This window comes from Streptomyces sp. NPDC001194, from assembly GCF_042896985.1.
Taxonomy (GTDB): domain Bacteria; phylum Actinomycetota; class Actinomycetes; order Streptomycetales; family Streptomycetaceae; genus Streptomyces.
This window is the reverse complement of record NZ_JBIAXU010000020.1, coordinates 144,764-159,772: the sequence shown is the minus strand read 5'-3', so window position 1 is coordinate 159,772 and position 15,009 is coordinate 144,764. Positions and strand designations below refer to the sequence as shown.

12 protein-coding genes are annotated in these 15,009 nt (G+C 77.3%); 5 read left to right on the top strand and 7 right to left on the bottom strand.

Going from position 1 to position 15,009, the window contains the following annotated elements:
* Positions 1 to 175 precede the first annotated feature (175 nt).
* Genes ACFY1T_RS30270 through ACFY1T_RS30260 form a run of 3 tightly spaced genes read left to right on the top strand, consistent with a single transcriptional unit; the run spans position 176 to position 6,992 of the window.
* Positions 176 to 1,339: an AAA family ATPase gene (locus ACFY1T_RS30270; protein WP_390790977.1), complete on the top strand. Its 1,164-nt coding sequence runs from the start codon at positions 176 to 178 to the stop codon at positions 1,337 to 1,339.
* A complete protein-coding gene (locus ACFY1T_RS30265) occupies positions 1,336 to 4,983 on the top strand; it encodes a DUF5682 family protein (protein WP_390790976.1) in 3,648 nt (1,215 codons plus the stop codon). The genes ACFY1T_RS30270 and ACFY1T_RS30265 overlap by 4 nt, the downstream gene beginning before the upstream one ends.
* A gap of 32 nt (positions 4,984 to 5,015) precedes the next feature.
* Positions 5,016 to 6,992, top strand: a complete 1,977-nt coding sequence (locus tag ACFY1T_RS30260) for a hypothetical protein (RefSeq protein WP_390790975.1) — start codon at positions 5,016 to 5,018, stop codon at positions 6,990 to 6,992.
* A gap of 150 nt (positions 6,993 to 7,142) precedes the next feature.
* On the opposite strand, the gene ACFY1T_RS30255 is transcribed toward ACFY1T_RS30260, so the two are convergent.
* Positions 7,143 to 7,673, bottom strand: coding sequence for a hypothetical protein (locus ACFY1T_RS30255; protein ID WP_390790974.1), 531 nt, complete (start codon positions 7,671 to 7,673; stop codon positions 7,143 to 7,145).
* Between the two features lie 71 nt (positions 7,674 to 7,744).
* On the opposite strand from ACFY1T_RS30255, the gene ACFY1T_RS30250 reads away from it, so the two are divergent.
* Positions 7,745 to 8,458: a hypothetical protein gene (locus tag ACFY1T_RS30250; protein ID WP_390790973.1), complete on the top strand. Its 714-nt coding sequence runs from the start codon at positions 7,745 to 7,747 to the stop codon at positions 8,456 to 8,458.
* 7 nt (positions 8,459 to 8,465) lie between these two features.
* Here ACFY1T_RS30250 and ACFY1T_RS30245 read toward each other — a convergent pair whose 3' ends face one another.
* The 3 genes from ACFY1T_RS30245 to ACFY1T_RS30235 all read right to left on the bottom strand — a co-directional run bounded on the left by ACFY1T_RS30245 (position 8,466) and on the right by ACFY1T_RS30235 (position 10,922).
* Positions 8,466 to 10,067 carry a carboxylesterase/lipase family protein gene (locus tag ACFY1T_RS30245; protein WP_390790972.1) on the bottom strand — a complete coding sequence of 534 codons (1,602 nt, stop codon included), beginning with the start codon at positions 10,065 to 10,067 and terminating at the stop codon, positions 8,466 to 8,468.
* Between the two features lie 65 nt (positions 10,068 to 10,132).
* Positions 10,133 to 10,642, bottom strand: coding sequence for a DinB family protein (locus tag ACFY1T_RS30240; RefSeq protein WP_390790971.1), 510 nt, complete (start codon positions 10,640 to 10,642; stop codon positions 10,133 to 10,135).
* Between the two features lie 91 nt (positions 10,643 to 10,733).
* Positions 10,734 to 10,922, bottom strand: coding sequence for a DUF6381 family protein (locus ACFY1T_RS30235; protein WP_372481535.1), 189 nt, complete (start codon positions 10,920 to 10,922; stop codon positions 10,734 to 10,736).
* A gap of 236 nt (positions 10,923 to 11,158) precedes the next feature.
* Between ACFY1T_RS30235 and ACFY1T_RS30230 the strand changes: the two genes are divergently transcribed.
* Complete coding sequence (locus ACFY1T_RS30230; RefSeq protein WP_390790970.1) at positions 11,159 to 12,205, top strand: hypothetical protein; 1,047 nt, start codon at positions 11,159 to 11,161, stop codon at positions 12,203 to 12,205.
* 87 nt (positions 12,206 to 12,292) lie between these two features.
* On the opposite strand, the gene ACFY1T_RS30225 is transcribed toward ACFY1T_RS30230, so the two are convergent.
* Genes ACFY1T_RS30225 through ACFY1T_RS30215 form a run of 3 tightly spaced genes read right to left on the bottom strand, consistent with a single transcriptional unit; the run spans position 12,293 to position 14,956 of the window.
* Entirely contained in the window at positions 12,293 to 13,318 is a 1,026-nt protein-coding gene (locus ACFY1T_RS30225; RefSeq protein ID WP_390790969.1) for an NAD(P)/FAD-dependent oxidoreductase, read from the bottom strand.
* On the bottom strand, positions 13,315 to 13,866 hold the full coding sequence (locus tag ACFY1T_RS30220; protein WP_390790986.1) for an isoprenylcysteine carboxyl methyltransferase family protein: 552 nt from the start codon (positions 13,864 to 13,866) through the stop codon (positions 13,315 to 13,317). Before ACFY1T_RS30220 ends, ACFY1T_RS30225 begins: the two co-directional genes overlap by 4 nt.
* Before the next feature lie 28 nt (positions 13,867 to 13,894).
* Entirely contained in the window at positions 13,895 to 14,956 is a 1,062-nt protein-coding gene (locus tag ACFY1T_RS30215) for a type III polyketide synthase (RefSeq protein WP_390790968.1), read from the bottom strand.
* Positions 14,957 to 15,009: the final 53 nt, after the last annotated feature.

Here is a 15,009-nt window from a genome sequence, read left to right as displayed (position 1 = left end):
GGGGCCGGGTTGGGGGCGTACCGGGGGTCCGGGGCCCTTATGCAACCGCGCCCCGCCCCCCCCCCCCCCCCCCCCCGCCGCCGGGGGGGGGGGGCCCCCCCCCCCCCGGGGGGGGGGCGCCGCCCCGCCGCCCGCCACCCCGTACGCCCACATCTCGCGAAGGAAACACCACGTCATGACCCTGACCGACACATCCGTTCAGAGCCCCGCCCGGCAATCGCTGCCCGCCGAGGAGCGGTACGCCGCCGAACTCGCCTTCCTCGCGGCCCAGGACACCGGTCCCCGCCCGCCCGGCTGGGCGCTCACCCCGCGCGCCGTGGTCACCTTCGTGTGCGGCAGCGAGGGCGCGGAGCTGGCCCTCGCCGGCCGCCGCCCCGCCGGACTCCCGGCCAAGCTGGTGATCCCCCCGAAGTTCGTCGGCGAACGCGCCCTGGTCGAGCGCTGCGTCGTCACCCTCGCCGGGGAACGCGGCCTGCTGCTCACCGGCGAGCCCGGCACCGCGAAGTCGATGCTGTCCGAGCTGCTGGCGGCAGCCGTCTGCGGCACCAGCGCGCTCACCGTGCAGGGCACGGCCGGTACGACCGAGGACGCCTTCCGGTACGGCTGGAACTACGCCCTGCTGCTCGCCCAGGGCCCGACCTCCCAGGCGCTCGTCGACTCCCCGGTGCTCTCCGCCATGCGGACGGGACGGGTGGTCCGGGTCGAGGAGATCACCCGCTGCCTGCCCGAGGTGCAGGACGCGCTCGTGTCGATCCTGTCCGACCGGCGGGTGAGCGTGCCCGAACTGACCGCCACCGAGGACGCGGTGGTCTGCGCCGCCCCCGGATTCACGGTCATCGCCACCGCCAACCTGCGCGACCGCGGGGTCTCCGAGATGTCCGCCGCCCTCAAGCGGCGCTTCAACTTCGAGACGGTGGCCCCGATCGCGGACGCGGACGCCGAGGCCACGCTGATCCGCCGCCAGGCGGTGGCGGCCGTGCAGCGGGCGGGCGCGGCGTTCGCCGTGGACGACTCCGTGCTCGACGCGCTGGTCACGGTCTTCCGGGACCTGCGGTCGGGGCGCTCGGCCGAGGGCTGGGACGTGGAGCGGCCCGGTACGGTCATGTCCACCGCCGAAGCGGTCCAGGTGGCGGCCTCGCTGGGCGTGGCCGCGGCGTACCTGCCGGCCGGCGACGTACTGGACCTGCTGCCCGGACACCTGCTGGGCGTGGTCCGCAAGGACGACCCGGCCGACCACGGCCGCCTGCTGGGCTACTGGGACGGCCCGGTCCGCCGCCGCGCCGAAGACGGCTCGGCGATGTGGCGCCGTCTGTGGGACCTGCGCGGGAACCTCCGATGAAGGCCCCTGACGACCGCACCGGGCCCACCGCGCCCGCCGCCCCGCTGCCGGGAGCCGATCCGCGGACGGCCGTGGACGCGCTCGCCGCGTCGACGGCGCCGTACCTGCTGGGCGTACGGCACCACAGCCCCGCGCTGGCGGCGGTGGTGCCCGCGCTGCTGGACGCCGCGCGGGCGGAGGTCGTGTGCGTCGAGCTGCCGGCCGACTTCCAGCCGTGGCTGGACCACTTGGCGGACCCCGAGACCGTCGCCCCCGTCGCCCTGGCGGGCACGGGCCGGGAGGGCGGGCTCGCGTTCTACCCGTTCGCGGACTTCTCCCCGGAGCTGGCCGCCATCCGCTGGGCGCGGGCGCGCGGGGCGGAGGTCCGCTGCTGCGACCTCCCGCTGACCGACCCGGGCTGGACCGCCGCCCGGGCCGGCGACCCGGCGCCGCCGGGCCACCGTTCGTACGCGCAGGCGCTGGCCGCCTCCGGCACCGGGCGCGACGGCGACGACCTGTGGGACCGGGCCGTGGAGGTACTGGCCCCCGGCTGCGCCCCGGAAGCCGTGCGGCGGGCCGCCCTCGGCGTGGGCTGGGCCCTGCGCCAGGACGGCCCCGTCCCCGCGACCGACCTGGCCCGCGAGGCCCACATGCGCGGTGTCATCGGCGCCGCCGCGGCCGACGGCCGAAGGGTCGCCGCGCTCATCGGCGCCTTCCACGCCCCGGCCCTGCTCCGCCCGGACGCGTCCGCGCCGGCCCCGGGCGCCGTGGCCGCCGGCGCGGCCTCGGGTCCTGATCCGGCGGACGCAGGGGCGCCGGCAGCCGCCGTGCAGGCCCTCACCGCGGCCGCCGGCACGGGGGGAGCGGGCGACGGCGGCGGGGCCGTGACCTCCCTCGTCCCCTACTCCTTCGACCTGCTGGACTCCCGCTCCGGCTACCCCGCCGGGATCCGGGATCCGCTGTGGCAGCAGGCCGTGCTCCAGGCCGGTGGCGACGCCGGCGCGGTGCGCGAAGCCGCCTCCGTCGCCGTCACCGGCATCTGCCGGGAGCTGCGCCGCGCCGGGCACACCGCCGGGACCGGCGAGGCCGCCGAGACGCTGCGGCTCGCCTGCGATCTGGCCGTCCTGCGCGGGCTTCCCGCGCCCGGCCGGGGCGAGCTCCTCGAAGCCGTCACCACCGTGCTCGGCCAGGGCGAACTCCTCGGCCGGGGCCGGGCGCTGGCCCGCGCCCTGGAAGCCGTGCTCATCGGCTCCGGCCGCGGCCGGATCACCCCGCACGCCCCGCGCTCGGGCCTCGGCCCCTCCGTCGAGGCCGAGCTGGCGGAGCTGCGCCTGCCCGGCCCCGAGGACCCCGCCCCCCGCGAGGTCCGCCTCGATCCGCTCCGCTCCCCGCTCGACGGCCGCCGCGAGGTCCTGCTCCGGCGGCTGGCCGTCTGCGGGGCCGCGTACGGGGAGCCCCTCGACGTGGCCGGCACCGGCGACGGCACGGCACTCGGCACCAAGTGGCGACTGACCTGGACGCCCTCCGTCCCGGCCCGCCTCGACCTGGCCGGCGTCCGCGGGGTCACCGCCGCCCAGGCCGCCGCCGGGACACTGCGCGAGACCGCCCGGCGGGCCGCGGCGGAGGGCGGCCCGACCCCGGCCCAGGTCCTGACCGGCCTGGCCGCCGCCGCGCGGTGCGATCTGCCCGAGCTGGTCTCCGCACGGCTGGACGAGGCCGCCGGGATCCTCCCGCAGACCGCGGCCCTGCCCGAACTCCTGGAGTCGCTGGACCTCTTGGAGGGTCTCTCCCGCGGGCACTTCCCCGGTACCTCCGACGGCTCCCGCGCCGCCGCGGCCGCGCTCACCGCCCCGCTGCTCGAAGCCGCCGTACGGTCGCTGCCCGGCCTGGCCGGCAGCGAGGAACCCGCCGACGCGCGCGCCCTCGTGGCCCTCGCCGACCGGGCCGCCACCCTCCACCTGGGCCTGCGGATGGACGCAGCCCTCGAGGAACTCGCCGCCACCGCGTCGCCGTTGATGCAGGGCGCCGCGCTGGCGGTACGGGTGCTGCTCGACCTCGACCCGGCCGCCGGCCTCGGCGACCGGGCCGCCGGGTGGATCGACGGCGCCGCCACCCCCGACGCCCGGCGCTCCCTCGCCCGCCGCCTCGGCGGCGTCCTGGCCGCCGCCGGACCCCTGCTCCAGTCCTCCTCCGCCGCCCTCACCCCGGTCCTGGACCGTGTCGACGGCCTCACCGACCAGGAGTTCCTGGAGCGGCTCCCGGCCCTGCGCGGCGGCTTCGACGTACTCGCACCGGCCGCCCGCGACCGGTTGCTGGAGACCGTCACCGAGCGCCTCGGCGACCGCCTCGACCTGTCCCTCGACGCCCCGCCCCCGCTGCTCGCCCTGTGGGCCGCCGCGGACGCCGCCGGCGCCGCCGCGCTCAAGGCCCTGGAGGGGCTGCCGGTCGGCGACGCTCCGGCTCCGGGGGTCGGCGCGTCGCCGCAGGCACCCGCACCGTCCGCGGTGTCCGTACCCGAATCCGTGCGCCAGGGCGACCGGCGCCTCGCCCCCGCCGACCGCTGGCGCCTGCTGCTCGGCCGCCAGCGCGACCGCCTCCCCGCCGGCGCCCGGCGCTACGCGCACGCCCTCGACGAGCTGTACGGCAACGGCCGCGGCGAAGGCTCCGCCGACCTCGAGGGCGGCCGGGGCAGTGGCGGCGGTGGCGGTCGGGAAGCCTCGTTCCCCACGGCCCGCGAATGGTCGCAGGAGCTCGAGGCGCTCTTCGGGGCCGACGTGCGCGAGGAGGTGCTCGCCGACGCGGCCGACTCGGGCCGCGCCGACGTGCTGAGCCAGCTCGACCCGGCGGCGGTCCGCCCCTCGGTGGAACTCCTCAGCTCCGTGCTCTCGCTGGCCGGCGGTATGCCGGAGGCCCGACTCGCCCGGCTGCGGCCCCTGGTCAGGCGGCTGGTCGACGAGCTCGCCAAGGAGCTCGCCACCCGGATGCGACCGGCGCTCTCCGGTCTCGCCACCCCGCGTCCCACCCGCCGCCCCGGCGGCAGGCTCGACCTGGCGCGGACCCTGCGCGCCAACCTCGCGCACACCCGCCGCCTCGGGGACGGCCGCGTGGTCGTCGTCCCGGAACGGCCCGTGTTCAGCACCCGGGTCAGCCGCGAGGCGGACTGGCGGCTGATCCTCGTCGTCGACGTCTCCGGATCGATGGAGGCCTCGGTCATCTGGTCGGCCCTGACCGCCGCCGTCCTCGGCGGTGTGCCGACCCTGTCCACCCACTTCCTGGCCTTCTCCACCCAGGTGGTGGACCTGACCGACCGGGTCGAGGACCCGCTGTCGCTGTTGCTGGAGGTCCGTGTCGGCGGCGGTACGCACATCGCGGCGGGTCTCGCTCACGCGCGCTCGCTGATGACCGTGCCGAGCCGCACGCTCGTCGTCGTGGTCAGCGACTTCGAGGAGGGCGCGCCGATCGGCGGCCTCCTCGGGGAGGTCCGCGCGCTGGCCGCGTCCGGCGCCCACCTGCTGGGCTGCGCCGCGCTCGACGACGCGGGCGCGCCCCGGTACTCGGTCCCGGTCGCCCGGCAGCTCGTCGCGGCCGGCATGCCGGTGGCCGCCCTCAGTCCGCTCGCCCTCGCCCGCTGGGTGGGCGACCGCCTCCGTGGAGAATCCCGTTGAGCAGTGAGCCGAGCAGTGAGTCGAGTGCCGAGTTGAACACAGGTCTGCTGCCCCCCGTGGCCCCCGAGGTCCTCGCCGAGGCCGTCGAGAACCTCACGGCCCGGCTGCGCAAGAAGCTCGACGCCGCGATCGAGGGCTGCGCCGCGGGCGCGGTCCGCGGGGACGACGGGGGTGTGACCATCCGCTTCGGCGAGGACGCGCTCGTCACCCTGCGGCCGGGCCCGGAGGGTGCGGTCACGGCAGCCGGCCAGGCCACCTGCACCTGCCTGCTGGCACCGCGCTGCCTGCACCGCGCGGCGGCCCTGGGCGCGGCCCCGCTGGCCGACCCGGACCGACTGCCGCGGCCCGAACCGCATCCGGAGCCCGGTTCGGGGCCCGGTGCCGGGGCCGAGTCCGGCCCCGGGCCCGATGCCGGTCGCGCGGGCGCGGCGGCGGGCGGGTCCGATGCCGTACCCGCGCCCAAGGCAGGGCCCGCGCCCGGTTCCGGTTCCGCGCCCGGTTCCGCGCCCGGGGCGGGGGCCGTGCCCGGGGCCGAGCCCGATCGCGGATCCGAGCCCGCCCCCGAGGTGCTCACCGCCGCCCAGCACGCCGCTGCCGCCGCGCTCTGGCGGGCCGCCGCGGAGGCGCTCGCCGCCGGGGTCACGGCCGGCGGCGCGGTGGTCCAGGCCGAGCTGCTGCGGGCGGCCCACACCGCACGCCTCGCCGGACTGCCCCGCGCCGAGGCCGCCACCCTGCGGGTCGTACGGGGCCTGCGCGCCGCCCGGGAGCGCAGCGGCGGCCACCGGCTCGCCGACCTCACCGCAGCCTTCCGCGAACTCCTGCACACCGCCGCACTGCTGGCCTCCGGTGCGGCCGGCCCCGCGCTCACCGGCACCGCCCGCCGCGCCTACCGGCCCGGCGGCGGCCTGCGGGTGTACGGGCTGTGCCGGGAGCCGGTCCTCTCGGCCACCGGGTACGGGGGAGTGGTCACCCACCTGCTCGCCGCCGACGGCTCCCGCTACTCCGTCTCCGACGTCCGCCCCGGCGGCCTGGCCCGCGCCCGCGGAGCCGGATCCGCCTCCGTGGCGCTCGGCGGAGCCGCACTCGACCACGCCGGGCTCGCGCGCGGGGGACTTCGCATCGCCGGGGCCACCGTCTCCGCCGACGGCCGCCTCGGCGCCGGACGCGGGGTCCAGGCGACCCCGCTGCGCGGTGTCCCGTGGACCGAGGAGCCGGTCGCCGCGCTCTTCGCCCGACCGGCGGCCGAGGCGGTGGCCGCCCGGCTCGCCGAGCGGGACGGCGACCCGGACGCGGCGGAGCCCGCCCTGCTCGGCTGCGAGGTCGTGGTCGTCGGCGCGGCGGGGGAGGACCTCCTGGTCCGCGAGGTACGCGAGGACGCGCCCCTGCTGCGGCTGCGCGCCGCCCACCCCCATCCGGAGCTGCCGCACACGGCCAACCTGCGCCGTATCGCCGCCCACCCGGGGCTGCTGCTCCGCGTCCTGGGCCGCCCCGACCTGGACCGCGCGGCGACCCTGCGTCCGCTGGCCGTCGGGCCGGTCCCGGGTGCGCAGTACACGCTGCGCCTGCCCGAGGAGTGGCTGGGCCGCGCCGACCTCGGATACGACGTGCTCCAGGGCGGCCACTTCCCGCCCGGTGCGGCCGACGCCGGCGCGCCGGCCGCCGACGCGGGGCCGGACGTCCTGGCCGACTCACCGCTGTGGCGGGTGCGCCGACTGCTCGAGAGCGGGGTCGCGGGCGGCCGCCGCGCCGTCGCGGAGGCGGCCCGCACCACCGGGCCGGCGGCCGCGTACGGTCCCCTGCGCCGGGCGGGCTTCACCGCGGCGGCGGAACTCGCCACGGCCCTCGCCGCCGAGGCGGACCGGCGCCCGCGCGACCCCTTCGGCCGCCTGACGGATCCCTCACCCGCCGCCTACGCGCACGCCTGGCTGGCCGCTTCCACCCACCTGGCGGCGGCGGAACGCTCCCTGGTGGCCGCGTCCTGGTCCTGGAGCCGGAGCATCCCCCTCTGACCGTTGCCGATCCCGCGGCGCGGCGCCCGCCGCGGCGCGGCGGGCCCGGCCGTCAGGGCGGGGACGGCTCCGCGGGAGGCGTGCCGGGCCGGGCGGAACCCGTGCCCGTGTCGTGCCGTCCGGCGTGCGCGGGCAGGGGAGGGACGGGCGTCATGCGGTGACCTCCCGGGGGAGTGCGTGGCGGCGCAGCCATGCGGCCAGCGTGGCGAAGTCTGCCGGGCCGAGGCCGAAGCGGGGGTCCACGCGGTGGAGCAGCGCCGGGGCCGGGTGGTGCGCGCGGACCCAGGTGCGGTCGGCGGGGGTGATCTCGTCGTCGACCCAGGCGAACGGCCGTCCGGCGGCGTAGGCGGCCAGGGCGGGCGTCTTCCAGTGGGTGCGACCGTGGTCCTCCTCCTCGGACGGGTCCGGCCAGGACACCATCGGCAGGTCCGGCAGACGGATCCGCGGTGCCACCCACGCGTTCGCGTCGGCCATCCAGGTCGTGGCCCAGACCAGCTCGCACGGCAGCGCCAGGAGGCGGGGGCCGAGGGCGGGATCGAGCCTGGCGAGGAGGGGGTTCGCGTCGTGGCCCGTCCCGTACGCGGGGTAGCCGCCCGGCAGCTCGTGGGCGCCGGCCCCGAACGGGATGAGCGGTCCGTCGACGTCGAGGAAGAGGAGGGGGCGCAGGACTGGTCCGGTCATGGCGGCACCGTAGCCCGTGGGGTGGAACCGGGGGCGGTGGGATCCCCTCTTCGTGGGCAAGGGGGATGACCATGACGATGACGAGGGCAGCCGTGTCCAGGGCCGCCGGGAGAGCGGCGGCGGTGGGGTTCATGTGCGCCGTGCTGGCGGCCTGCGGTACGCGGCACGCCGGTGGCGAGGTCGCCGCGCCGGCCGCACCGGTGAACGAGACCTGCGGTCTCGACCGGACCACGGGCGGCAGCGGTACGGGCACGCCCGATCCGCCGACGGAAGAGCAGACGGGCGGCGGGTACGCCGGTCCGCCGACCGATGAGGAGACTGGCGGGTACGCGGGTCCGCCCACCGATCAGGAGACGGGTAGTTACGCCGGTCCGCCGACCGATGAGGAGACCGGCGGGTACGCGGGTCCGCCGACCGATGAGGAGAGCGGCGGGTACGCGGGTCCGCCCACCGACGGGGACATCACCAACGGTGCCGGGCCCTGCGGTGGGGCGGGGTGGTTCGACATGACGCGGGACTTCAACGCCTACTACGCCCAGCGGCGCACCAAGGCGGATCAGTTCCTCCCCGAGCGGGCCGTCGCACAGGCCCGCGTGCGCAAGGGACGGGACGCCGGGGAGGCGCTCGTGACCTTCACGACCCGGGCCGTGGGCAAGGGCCTGGCCGAGGACGGCCGTCGGGTGGCGGACGTGTTCGTGTCCTGGCGGCGGCAGGTGTACCAGGACCACGGCACCGTGTCCGTCCGCACGGGCGACGGGGAGGTCATCGCCACCTCGACGTGGTGAGGCTCGCTCACGGCCACCGGGCGTCCCACAACGCGCAGTGGTGCTCCGCCGGGCCGTCCACCGGGTGGATCCCGCCCGGGCCCGGCGCCAGGGACAGTACCGGCTCCGCCGAATCGAACCGCGGCCACGCCGGCGGCCTGCCCGTGCGGGCGAACTCCGTCCAGTCGGCCGTCATCCGCCGCGACAGCGCGCGCTGCGCGGCGGTCAGGGCGGCATCCATCGTGAACAGGTAGGGCAGTTCGAGTCCGTGCGAGGCCCCGTACGGGAAGCCCGGCACCTCCGGCAGGCCGGTGAAGTTCGGCGCGTCCCGGTCGCTGAACCGGTACGCGTACACCGGCACGTGGCGGGCCATGGCCCGGCCGTCCCGCAGCGCCGGGCAGATGAACGAGGCGTCGGACAGTACGGCGGCCCAGGCCAGTGCCGGGGTCGGGTACGCGGCCACCGGGTACTGCGCCTCGACGGCCGGCACGGCGTCGGCGCCGAAGGACTGCTCCACCCGGGCCCGGTAGGCGGCCGCGTCGGGGATGGGGAACGCACCCAGGCCCTGCGCCAGGAAGATCCGCATCTCGTCCCGGTTGACGCCCTCGATCACGGGCACCCGGTGGAAGCGGCCGCCCTCCAGGGCCCGCCGGGGCTCCTCGGGCAGCACCCCGTTGCCGTCGCCGTAGGAGACGAGCGAGAACCGCATCATCAGCTCCGGGGTCGCGAGCGCCGCCGCCTCCTTGCCGCGCAGGCACTCCAGCACGGCGGCCGGCTCCGGCCGGTCGCAGCCCAGCCCGGACGCCGCCGCGACCCCGTTCGCGACGGTGCGCGACTCGGGCACGAAGGGTTCGTACCGGGCCTGCGAGGGCAGCAGCGAGCGGGGCGGCATCGTGGTCGAGCAGGATCCGCTCTGCAGGACGGCCCGCTGGAACAGGCCCGCCGACCCCGGTGAGGTCAGGTGCGCGCAGACGCTCAGCCCGCCCGCCGACTCGCCGAACAGCGTCACGTCGGACGGGTCGCCGCCGAAGCGGGCGGCGTTGGAGCGCACCCAGCGCAGCGCCGCCCGCTGGTCGGCGATGGCGAAGTCGGGGGCCCCGCCGAGCGAGGGATGCCCGAAGAGGCCGAAGATCCCGAGGCGGTAGTTGACGGTGACGACCACGGCGCCGCCCTGGACGGCCGGCCGCTCCGCGCGGTACGAGTCGCCGGCGCCGTTGACGAAGCCGCCGCCGTGGAACCAGACCATGACGGGGCGTCCGCTCCCGCCCGTCGACGGCGTGGTGACGTTCAGGTACAGGCAGTCCTCGGAGCCGCTCGGCCCGCCCGGCCCCACCGCCGGCAGCTGCACGCAGCGCGCCCCCGGCGCCCCGGCGTCGCGTACGCCCGTCCAGGGGGCGGCGGGCTGCGGAAGCCGCCAGCGCAGCGGGCCGGTCGGCGGCGCCGCGTACGGGATCCCCTCGAAGGTCCGGTACGTGCCGTGCGCGGTGCCCCGTAGGGGCCCCCGGTCGGTCTCCACGACGGGCCGGTCCGCACCCGCCGCGGCGGGCGCCGCCGCGGCCCCGGCGGCGAGCGTCAGAAGGGCGCAGCACGCGGCGCTCCAGCGTCGTACGAAGCGGGCACGGGCCACCATCGACCGCCTTTCCTCGTCGCCCCCTGTCCTCTGCGTTTCCCGGGCCGCGCACCCCCGGGGCGACGCTATCCGCGCCGCAGAACGCCCCGTACGTACGCCGCCTGGCCGGCGTGCTGGAGGTCGTCGGAGACGATGCTGACCAGCCGTACCCCCAAGGTGACCGGCGGGTCCCAGCCCGTGTCGACCACGCGGTCCAGATCGGCGGCGGAAAGCCCCCGCACGAAGCCGGTGGTCCGCTCGTGGACGGCGTCGAAGTACCCCAGCAGCAGCTCGTCGGACCCGACCAGGACCGTGCCGACCTGCTTGGCCGTGTGCCCGTAGCCGGTGGCCTCGGCGGGCAGCGGCAGCGCGAACCGGGTGAACCACTCCTGCGCCGTCCAGACCTGCTCCAGACCCGACGCGTCGGCCATGTGGTCGTCCTGCACCCGGGTCAGGTGCCACACCAGCCACGCGATCGAGTTCGCCTCCGGGTCGATCCGCGCGTTCAACTCCTCGGCCGAGAGCCCCTCGACCACCTCGTGCACCACCTCGCGGATGCGCCCGTACGCATCGGCGAGTACCTCCGTGGCCTTCATGCACCGCCTCCTGGCGTGACGTCGTCCCACCTGACGTGCGACATCGGCCGGTGCCGCGTGGCGACCGGCCGACGGGGGAACCGGCGCGGGGCTACATGGGATCCATGCCCCGGTCGTCGATCTTGTCTTCCTTCTCGCTCTGCTCCTGGAGCCGGCGGGCCTTCTCCTGGAGCCTTCGGCGCTCTTCCGGATCGGTGGAGCGTTCGGCAGCCGTGTTCAGCTCTTGCGCCTTCTCGCGCAACTGCCGGACCCGGCCGCGGGATTCGCCTGCGCTCATGATCACTCCTCGGGTGTGCGGGGCAAGGAGGCCCGATTCAGCGAACCAGCAGCGCCGCGAGGGCGCATCTCGAACCGTCGCCCCCGCCGGACGCCGGGTGGGCGGCTCCCCCGTTTGCCCGCCCCGTATGGCGCAGCGGCGCGCGGTGCCGCTGAATGGTGACCGAGCGTGCGCATCCCATGACGCACGTTGACCGGCGTGCGATGTGTAGACCCGCGCGTCGGCGAACGGAGCTTTCCATGAACGACCCCATCACGCTCGCGGCGACGACGCAGGACGACGACCCCCGCGAGCTCCACGACCCCGATCCCACCAGCGCACCGACCCCGACGGGGACCGAGCCCATACGCACCTTGCTGGAGACGGCCGGCACCTGCCGGCCCCTCGAGGAAGTAGCCCAACTGGTGAACCTCCTCGAGGAGACCGGACAGGGCCCGGGCCACGGCCACCAGACGCTGCGGGCGGCCGCCGTCGGACGCCCCGTCCAGGACGTGGCCCTGCTGGCCGGCATCCTCGGGACGGACGAGGACCGCGTGCCGCACTCGGACCCCCCGCCGACGGCCCGGGGCCCCGAGCCCGCGCACCCCGTCCCGCCCGCGCACCCCGGCTCGACCGACCGGTCACCGGCGGCCGCCGCGCCGCGGGAGCCTGTCCAGGCCGTACCGGTCGTGCCGTCCGTGCACCCGGCCCGGCCGCCGGCGGTCCCCGCCGGCCCGGCCGAACCACGGCCGAGGGACGGCCGGCGCCGCGCCCGACGGCCCGGGCAGCCGGCCGAAGAGCCGTTCGACGACCCCTACGAGGACGAGCGGTACGAGTCCCTCGCGGAGTACCGGCGACAGCACGGGCGCGGCCCCGACGGCGGCCGGGCCACGGCGGCCCCGGCCCGCTCCGGCCCGCTGCGCCACCGGCTGCGCTGGCCCGTGGCGGCGGCGCTGCTGGTCTGCGGGGTCCTGCACCTGCCGAGTGACGTGACGGCGCTGTCGTCCGGGACCCCGACCGCGTTCCCGCCGCTCCTCGCCACCGTGCTGTGCCTCGGGCTCGGCGCGCTGATCGCGGTGCGCGACACGGCCGGAGCATGGCGGGCCGCTGCCGTGGGCGCCCTCGCCGTCGTCGCCCTGCACGTGGTCGGCGGCCTCGCGGCCTTCGACCCGCTGGAGGGTGCGGTGAGCGCCTCCCTGACCTGGGCGGGCGTCGCGGCGGTGTTCTGTGCCGCGGCCGCCGCCGTCCTGGCCGGTCTGGCGCTCGGGAACCGATCGCCGCGTGCCCGGGCGGGCGCCGGCGGCTGACCGAGCGACGGGGGCGGGACCGGTGCCACGTGCTCCGGTTCCGCCCCCGTGGCATGCGCGCGCACGGCGGCCACGCCACCGGACGCGCTACGCGAGCAGGTTGACCCCGAGCGTGAACACCCGGGGCAGCCGCGCCGCCAACGGAACGATCCGCCCCGCCAGCCGGGGCTGCCGGCGCGCCCAGAGCAAGGACGCGGTCAGGGTGCGGTAGCTGCGCGACAGCTCCCGCCAGGCCCGCTCGTACGCCTGCGGCCGGCCCTCCCGTACGCAGCGCACGAGTTCACCCGCCGCCGTCACGGCCAGGGTCAGCCCCTCGCCCGTCAGCGCGTCCACGTACCCCGCGGCGTCCCCGACGAACAGCACCCGCCCCGCGACCCGTACCCGGGCCCCCTGGCGCAGCGGTCCGGCGCCGCGCACCGCCGAGCCGGCGGAGCCGGCCAGCCGCGCGCGCAGCAGGGGGAACCGGGCCAGCTGTACGTCGAAGGGGGCGCGCTCGGTGGTGAGCACCGCGACGCCGACCCGGTCGGGCCCCAGCGGGGTCACGTACGCCTCGCAGTGCGCCGACCAGTGGACCTCGACCAGGTCGCTCCAGGGCTCCACCGCGTAGTGGCGGCGCAGCCCGTAGCGCGGCGGCCGGCCCGGGGCGGGCGGCGCCGCCAGGCCCAGACCGCGCCGGACGGGGGAGTGCAGGCCGTCCGCCGCCACGAGGTGGCGGGCGGTCAGGCCTGCCGCACCGACCCGGTCCGCGTCCTGGCGGACCTCGCCGACGCGCCGCGCGAGCACCCGTACGCCCAGCTCCTCGGCCCGCCGCGCCAGCGCGGCCTGGAGGACGGGCCGGCGGGCGCCGAGACCCGGCCCGGTGCGGAACCGCCCTTCCGCGTGCAGGCCGCTCACCCCGTCCAGATAGCGGATCCCGTGGAAGGGCCGGCCCGGCACGGTCACGCCCAGCTCCTGCAGGCCGCGTACGGCCCCCGGCATCAGTCCCTCGCCGCAGGCCTTGTCGATCGGGGTGGGGCGCGGCTCCAGGACCACGACCTCCATCCCGGCCAGCGCTCCGTGGATGGCCGTGGCCAGGCCGGCGGGGCCGCCGCCCGCGACGAGCAGGTCGATCACCGGGCCCGGCCCTCCGCCGGTACCGGGCTGCGGTGGACGGGCGCGGCATGGGCGAGGGCGTCCTCCTCGCAGCGGATGCGTACGCCGAGCAGCGCGAGGTTCAGCAGGGTGAAGGCGGCCGCCGTCACCCAGGCGGTGTGGACGAGCGGCAGCGCCGCGCCCTCCACGACGACGGCGACGTAGTTCGGGTGGCGCAGCAGCCGGTACGGACCGGCCGCCACCAGCGGTCGTCCCGGGACGACCAGGACCCGGGTGTTCCACTGCGGGCCGAGAGTGGCGATGCACCACCAGCGCAGGCCCTGGGCGGCGACGACGAGGGCGAGGGCGGGCCAGCCCAGCGCGGGCAGGAACGGGCGGTCGGCGACCAGCGGTTCCACCACGCAGCCCAGGAGCAGCGCGGTGTGCAGGGCGACCATGGCGGGGTAGTGGCCGCGGCCGTACTCGATGGCTCCGAGGGACAGGCTCCGGCGCGTGTTGCGCCGGGCCGTGGCGAGTTCGGCGAGCCGCTCGAGCGCGACCAGGCCGATGAGGAGCAGGTACGGCTCCATGGAGGGGGTCGATGTCACGGACACGGGATCACCAGCGCAGGAGGACGAGTTCGGAGGCGAAGCCCGGCCCGAAGGCGATCATCAGACCGACGGAGCCCGGTGCGGGCGGACCGGAGGCCTCGATCGTGTTCAGGATGTGCAGGACCGACGCCGAGGAGAGGTTGCCCGCGTCCGCGAGGGAGCGCCGGCTCGCCGCGAAGGCGGAGTCGGGCAGTCCCAGCGCGTCCGCCAGCACGTCGAGGACCTTCGGTCCGCCGGGGTGGACGATCCACGCGTCGACGTCCGGCGGCTTGAGGTCGTGCCGGGCGAGGAAGGTCTCGACCTCCTCGGCCACGTGCAGCCGGACCAGGGCGGGCAGTTCCCGGCCCAGCACCATCCGGAAGCCCCAGTGGCCGATGTCCCAGCCGAGGAGCCCCTCGGTGCCGGGGTAGAGGCGGCTGCGCGCGGCCACCACCGAGGGCCCCGGCCGCGTGCCGTGCAGCGGATGGCCGCGGCCCACCGCGAGCAGGGCCCCTGCCCCGTCGCCGAAGAGGGCTCCGGCCACCAGGTTCGCCACGGAGGTGTCCGAGGGCTGGAGGGTGAGCGAGCACAGCTCGGTGGACAGCAGCAGGGCCGCGTGATCGGGGCGGCCCGTCAGATGGTCGTGGAGGTGGCCGAGCCCGGCGGCGCCCGCCGCGCAGCCGAGGCCGAAGAGCGGCAGCCTCTTCACGTCCGGGCGCAGACCGGTCCGCCCGGCGATGCGGGCCTCCAGCGAGGGAGTGGCCAGCCCGGTGACCGTGGTCGACATGACGAGGTCGACCTCGCGGGCCGCCAGTCCGGCCGCGGCCAGGGCGGCCTCGACGGCCCGGATGCCGAGCTCCTCGGCGTTCTCCAGGAAGAGGGCGTTCGTCCCGCCGAAGTCGTTCGACGGACCGTAGCGTTCCAGTGGGAGCGCGAGGTGGCGGGAGTCGACGCCGACCGCGGCGTGCAGCCGGTGGAGGAGGGCGGTGTCGGCCCCCGGCGGAAGGAAGCGGGCGAGCGCCGTCGCGATCTCGGACTGCCGATAGCGGTGGGGCGGGAACACACTGCTCACGGCCAGGACACGCGTCATTGGCCCAACATAGGGAACAACTGACACTTCGTGATGAATGCGGCATACCGGGC

What these genes read in the sequence shown, in the direction of transcription:
- ACFY1T_RS30265 (WP_390790976.1), top strand. Translation starts at nt 1,336, where the DNA reads ATGAAGGCCCCTGACGACCGCACCGGGCCCACCGCGCCCGCCGCCCCG.
- ACFY1T_RS30220 (WP_390790986.1), bottom strand. Translation starts at nt 13,866, where the DNA reads ATGGAGCCGTACCTGCTCCTCATCGGCCTGGTCGCGCTCGAGCGGCTC.
- ACFY1T_RS30270 (WP_390790977.1), top strand. Translation starts at nt 176, where the DNA reads ATGACCCTGACCGACACATCCGTTCAGAGCCCCGCCCGGCAATCGCTG.
- ACFY1T_RS30230 (WP_390790970.1), top strand. Translation starts at nt 11,159, where the DNA reads ATGAACGACCCCATCACGCTCGCGGCGACGACGCAGGACGACGACCCC.
- ACFY1T_RS30215 (WP_390790968.1), bottom strand. Translation starts at nt 14,956, where the DNA reads ATGACGCGTGTCCTGGCCGTGAGCAGTGTGTTCCCGCCCCACCGCTAT.
- ACFY1T_RS30250 (WP_390790973.1), top strand. Translation starts at nt 7,745, where the DNA reads ATGACGATGACGAGGGCAGCCGTGTCCAGGGCCGCCGGGAGAGCGGCG.
- ACFY1T_RS30245 (WP_390790972.1), bottom strand. Translation starts at nt 10,067, where the DNA reads ATGGTGGCCCGTGCCCGCTTCGTACGACGCTGGAGCGCCGCGTGCTGC.
- ACFY1T_RS30240 (WP_390790971.1), bottom strand. Translation starts at nt 10,642, where the DNA reads ATGAAGGCCACGGAGGTACTCGCCGATGCGTACGGGCGCATCCGCGAG.
- ACFY1T_RS30255 (WP_390790974.1), bottom strand. Translation starts at nt 7,673, where the DNA reads ATGACCGGACCAGTCCTGCGCCCCCTCCTCTTCCTCGACGTCGACGGA.